Annotated in this window: 6 protein-coding genes and 1 pseudogene; all 7 read right to left on the reverse strand. The window is 43.9% G+C overall.

Annotated elements, in window-relative coordinates; translation table 11 throughout:
* Positions 1-216: hypothetical protein (locus PX482_RS00465; RefSeq protein WP_288121945.1), on the reverse strand; the 216-nt coding region annotated here is incomplete at its 3' end.
* A complete protein-coding gene (locus PX482_RS00470) occupies positions 191-451 on the reverse strand; it encodes a PIN domain-containing protein (protein ID WP_004159736.1) in 261 nt (86 codons plus the stop codon). The genes PX482_RS00465 and PX482_RS00470, both read right to left, overlap by 26 nt.
* Before the next feature lies 1 nt (position 452).
* On the reverse strand, positions 453-716 hold the full coding sequence (locus PX482_RS00475) for an AbrB/MazE/SpoVT family DNA-binding domain-containing protein (protein ID WP_002764252.1): 264 nt from the start codon (positions 714-716) through the stop codon (positions 453-455).
* 304 nt (positions 717-1,020) lie between these two features.
* Positions 1,021-2,379 (reverse strand): IS4 family transposase, encoded by a 1,359-nt coding sequence (locus tag PX482_RS00480; RefSeq protein WP_002764098.1) that lies wholly within the window; start codon positions 2,377-2,379, stop codon positions 1,021-1,023.
* 287 nt (positions 2,380-2,666) lie between these two features.
* Positions 2,667-4,025, reverse strand: coding sequence for a hypothetical protein (locus tag PX482_RS00485; RefSeq protein WP_002758671.1), 1,359 nt, complete (start codon positions 4,023-4,025; stop codon positions 2,667-2,669).
* 498 nt (positions 4,026-4,523) lie between these two features.
* Complete coding sequence (locus PX482_RS00490) at positions 4,524-4,811, reverse strand: hypothetical protein (protein WP_002758672.1); 288 nt, start codon at positions 4,809-4,811, stop codon at positions 4,524-4,526.
* A 3-nt stretch (positions 4,812-4,814) separates the two neighbouring features.
* Positions 4,815-4,949, reverse strand: a pseudogene (locus PX482_RS27960) (DUF6883 domain-containing protein); the annotation flags it as partial.
* Between the last annotated feature and the right edge of the window lie 182 nt (positions 4,950-5,131).

The following is a 5,131-nucleotide window of genomic DNA, read 5'->3' on the forward strand; positions in this document are numbered from 1 at the left end:
CTGGTAACTGATAACTGAATAGAGTTTGTCAGCGAAACGTTTTTTTGTCTTTGCTGAAGCGGTAATCCGTTTGAGTTCTTTTTCCAGGGATTCGGGAATTTTTGTCCAATCAATTAGTTGGTGAACTTCAGGAAAAAAGAAGCATAAAAACGCTTCAAAATACTCGGTTAATGCTTCTTTCCAGGGTTCATCATAATTGGCGGTTTCTGATGTCATGTTTATATGGATTCGGTAAAATTTCAGGATTTATCTGGCTGATAAGTTGCTTGAAAATAGGAAGCGCTAAGGGAATTTTTTTATAAAGATTTCGCTGGCATTCTTCTAATACTTGTTCTGAAATAAGTATTTTAAATAAGCCAATTTCAGCCATTGTCAGCACTGCTCGACTTGCACCTGTTTTAGAAGCTGCACCGGCAATTAAGATACTGGAATCAGCAAAAATCCTCTTCATCTTAATGTTTTTCTTGGTATATTTTTTGCCTTTCTTCGTCTAATCCTTGTAATAAATCATTTAGTGTAACATTGGCTTCTTCTCGAATTGTTGTAATTTGGTCAGACAGTTGAGGGACTTTGGGTTGTTGTAAAGTCAACAAAATAATACCCTCAATTTCTATTAAATTTAATAAATCTCCTTCGCAAATATTGAGTTTATCTTGGATAGCTTGAGGAACATTAATTGTTCCATTTTTTTCTAAGCGAATAGCAAAAGACTTCATGATTGATAAGTAGGTAGGCGTTAAAAATTATCAGATACCCCTCTTAATAAGGGGGGACTAAGGGGGGATCGGCACCCCCCTTATCAAGGGGGGCAGGGTGGATCGAACCTTAAATCGATTTTTAATTTAATTATAACCAGCTACTTATTTATTGACGTGATTTATTTAGAATAATAGCATTTTTTGATAGTGCGGTCTGCTCCTCAGAAAATCCAGAAAACGGGTTTCTCAAAGAAACCCGTTTTCTAAGGGGTTAGGTTTCGGGGATCGCAGGCTGTTCAGTTCTGCGAGCATTGGTGAGAAGTTAAGCTTGTGTGTAATTTGTCAAGGGGTTATTGAAAAAAAATTGGGGACTACTTCGTTGCCGGTCAGGAAAAGGTGCTACAATCAGCTTGACTGTTGATTTTCGCTTTGTTTTGACAACTCCTAAATCCTGGTTTTTCGGAGAGGCGAAATACTTAACTGGATCGGTAGCTAAACCTTTTTGATAGGCGACATTAAAATGATAAAGACCCCGATAAATCATCTCTAAAGAAATGCGGTCAAAGGGCAGAACCAACTCATCGGCAACGGCATCACCCAAATCAACTAAAACAGCATAAAATAACCAAGTTCCCCAGATTTGTAATTGAATACCATTGAGTGAACCCGTCCATAAATAACTCAAGCCAAGTAATCGCTTAACTGTATTAAAAGCTTCTTCAATTCGCCAACGTCGTCGATATAAATCAGCTACTACATAGGGAGGTAAAACCGTAGGATCGAGGACAGAAGTTAGATAGGAATGCCAAATATTTTTTGAGCGAACTTCCACTAATCTGAGAGTTAGAATCGGAGTATTATTCTTGCCACAGCCTAGCCGAATTAACTTATCCCGCAATCCGTAACTATCACTAAAAACTTTGACGATTTGGATAGATGCTCCCTTTTTTAGGCGAGTAATAAAATCAATTTTTGCCTCGATTAATCGCTGCCAGAAGAAAAAATGATAGAAACCTCGGTCAAGTAATAATAAAGTCTTTGTTTTTACCAAATTGAGAATGTCTTTTTCAAAGTTTACCTCAGAGCTATTAGGATTATTCCTAAACCAAATCTCGACGGGTAAACGGGTTACTAGGTCAATTACTACCCCAATTTTTCCCGCTAATTTTCCAATCGGGACATCTTCAAGACTTTTTAACTTACGAAACAAAGCTTCAAGTGTTGAACCATCTACTATCCAAATTTCTGCAAAAATTGAGCGGGTAAATTGAACACTTTCTGGTAAAGGACGATTGATTCGCTCATGAGATTTTTGTCTTAACTGAGGAAGTAATTCTTTTAAAACTTTCTCAAATAAGATAGCTGGAAAAGTCAAAAATCTCTCAGAAATAGCTTTTTGAGTGACCACCGTTGGCTTGATCCATAAAAACCCTTCTCTGGCTAACAGACGAGTTAAATCTTGAACTCCTGGAACATTTCGACCCAACAAAGTTAATACGGCAGCTATCATAAAAGGGAGGTTAAGAATACGATTTCTTAACCCTAATTGACGGTAAAAGGCTTGTTGAGAATGTATGGCGGGGGTTAATAAAGCTTCGAGGGAAGCGGCAACCGCTTCATTTTCTGGTTGAGGTGAATGTTGTTTCTTCCCATGATCTCGATTGGTTTTGGCGCGTTTCATCTCTGGTAATAATATTATCAATTGCTTCTATTTTAAGTGTTCGGACACGAGCGACACTATGTTATTTGTACGAGGTGAAGAGCGATCCCGAAGGGATCCGCGAAGCGGCACGCCATATCTAGACAAGCGATCACCCCTATCTAGTAAGCGATCGCCCTATAAGCGCAAGAACTCACCTCCTGTCGCCATTAGGTAAAAATAGTCAAAACCCAGACTTGGCAAACTTTTCCTGCTTACAATAAGAATTGTAACAATAAGCTTGACAAATTGCAGATAATCTTAACTTCTCACCAATGTTCTGCGAGGATGGCTGAACTGCCGTTGATCGCAGCGGCAGCCACCGGGTTGAGTCCCCAAAATGCCCCGACTGCCACCACTAACAGGTTGGGCAGAGTAGCGATCGCCAAACTCTCATAGGCAGTGGCAAGGGTATGTTGCGCCAGGGCAAAGGTGTAGCCAAGGGGCTGGAGATCGTGGCTGTGCAAGATGACATCTGCGGCCGCTTCAAAATCCCCTCTTCCTAGAGAAATGACCACCTGATCCTCCCAGGCAGCCAAGCAATCACTACCACTGTCGGTTATCCAAGCCACCCGCTTACCTTGCCGGCGCAACTGTTCTTGGAGGCACTCAACAGCAGCCGCATCGGTGGCGAAGTGGATGCACTGATAAGGGATGCCCCAACTCACCAGCAGCTCCGGGGTAATCAAGTCCTGGAAACTTTCGCGAGTAAAGGCCAGAGTATCCACCTGAGCCAGCTTTTCCAGTACCCTGGCATTACGGATGTAAACGCCTTGTCGCGCTGCCGCCGTCAGGGTCGAAACCACTGCCAAGGGAGTAACGCCCCGCAGGGAAACCCCGATGTCGAGGGGTAACAGCGCACTCGCACGCCCCAAGTCTCCCGTCAGGATTGCCCAAGTGCCACTCAGGAACAAAGTGGGTAGGATCGCTCCTTGGGCGACGGGTTTGAGGTTCTGGAGTAGTTCGGTTTTTTCGACGGAATCTAGCCACCCTTCTCGAGCTGCCTCGGGAACGGGAGCGAACCGCTGCCGGTCAGAGAGCCAGTGGATTTCTGCATCTTCTTGCTCGAACAGCAGGTATAGCTCGTCTTCTAGCTGTTGGAGCTTGCTCTGGCGCAGGCTCTCTCCCACTGCTGCCAGATTGAGGGCGAGTGCGCCAGCGATGTTGTTGCCTTGAAGCAGTTGGTAGCTCAACCAGAGAGCATCGAGGCAGTCTATTGTCACTTGTCCCTGCTGGGTGAGGGCTTCGCCAACCCTCTGCCAGAGAGGAATTGAAGCCGCAAGGACAATTCCCCCCACAATCGAGAAGGGCAGTTCTAGGGGAGCAGCAGCGATCGCCACAGCCAAGGTTAAGGCCGGCATCCCTAAAGTTGGCCAAGTCCCCTGATTCCTAGCCCCGACTTTCTCGCTTGGATCTGGCTCTCTGATGCGGCTCTCGCTGATGGCAGTGGTTCTAAGCAGCGATCGCTGCAAGCGTCTGGCAAATTCGTCATCCCAATTGAGGCGGGGAATGCGAATTCGCAGCCGTCCCGGAATTTGATGGGCGACTTGCCAATCTACCCACTCAGGGGGTGCTGGGGAATTTTCTGCCGCTTGAACTGGTGCGGGAGTCAGAGTTGTTGTCGTCATGGTGAGGTGATTTCGAGAGGGGCTACCGACTGGCAGCGGGACGAACAAGACATTCAAAAGCAGGCTGACAGCAGCGACGTAGATGATACCAGTTTTCGACTTCCATAACCATTGTTGTAGAGTCGAGGTTAACCCCGGCAGCGGCAGAAGGGTAATACGGGGAAAAAGTCGCCCTCAAGGTAGGGTTGATTCATGAATCAACCCTACCTTGAATCAACCCTACCTTGAATCAATACTAGGGGGCAGGGGGTATCAAAGACAAAATCTATCTTCTATTTAATCAGAACCACTTAATTATCGGAACTAAAAAGGCTTATATATATTTCGACACGGATTCCAATTATACTAAAAAGTATAGGTCAAATCGAGGGATTTTGTCAACTCTTTTTTGCCATTAATCTATTTGTGTTATCCAATGGAGGGGGTTATAAGGAATGAAACCCCGATAGAGACAGACATTACTGCGATTTTTGTCAATTGTTTTCGCTCTAGAACGAGCTAATCAATTGAGTCTCTTGCCCTATAAGGATTTAGTCGATTTATGCCACCCGATCGAATCATACCAAGTAACGAAGAACCTTCTTTTTCCTCTTCTTGAATCGCCGATTTCGGGACAATGACGACGTTAACCGGTTCTTCTACTTCGTTGAATAGTTCTAAAACATATCCTTCCTCACCCCCCTTCGGATGGGCAACTATATCGACAAGAATCGCCGAATCACCCTGCTTAAGATTGTATTCGGGAACGTCGCGGGCTAGGGTCACTTCTTCGTATAGTTGCGCCATGGTTTATTTTTCCTTTCGAGGTTTGAGGGTGATAAATTGAAATTGATGATCTAGATTTCGTTTTAGCCAAATCGTGACAACGAATAGGCGAACTTGATTACTGCTGATTAATTCCCCCTCGACTCGATCGAAGGTTCCCTATTCGATTCACCGATCAAGTGTATTAATTGATATTGTTTCAAGGTTTTTTTGGGGTTGTAATTGCATAATTTTTTTTTAAATAGTCTAGACTAAAAAGGCTTATATATATTTCGGCACGGATTCCCATTATAATAAAAAGTATAGGTCAAATCGAGGGATTTTGTCAAGTCTTTTTTGCC

This window comes from Microcystis sp. M53602_WE12 (assembly GCF_030065455.1).
Classification (GTDB): Bacteria; Cyanobacteriota; Cyanobacteriia; order Cyanobacteriales; family Microcystaceae; genus Microcystis; species Microcystis aeruginosa.

Coding starts and splice junctions, on each gene's coding strand:
- PX482_RS00470 (WP_004159736.1), bottom strand. CDS start 451: ATGAAGAGGATTTTTGCTGATTCCAGTATCTTAATTGCCGGTGCAGCT.
- PX482_RS00475 (WP_002764252.1), bottom strand. CDS start 716: ATGAAGTCTTTTGCTATTCGCTTAGAAAAAAATGGAACAATTAATGTT.
- PX482_RS00480 (WP_002764098.1), bottom strand. CDS start 2,379: ATGAAACGCGCCAAAACCAATCGAGATCATGGGAAGAAACAACATTCA.
- PX482_RS00485 (WP_002758671.1), bottom strand. CDS start 4,025: ATGACGACAACAACTCTGACTCCCGCACCAGTTCAAGCGGCAGAAAAT.
- PX482_RS00490 (WP_002758672.1), bottom strand. CDS start 4,811: ATGGCGCAACTATACGAAGAAGTGACCCTAGCCCGCGACGTTCCCGAA.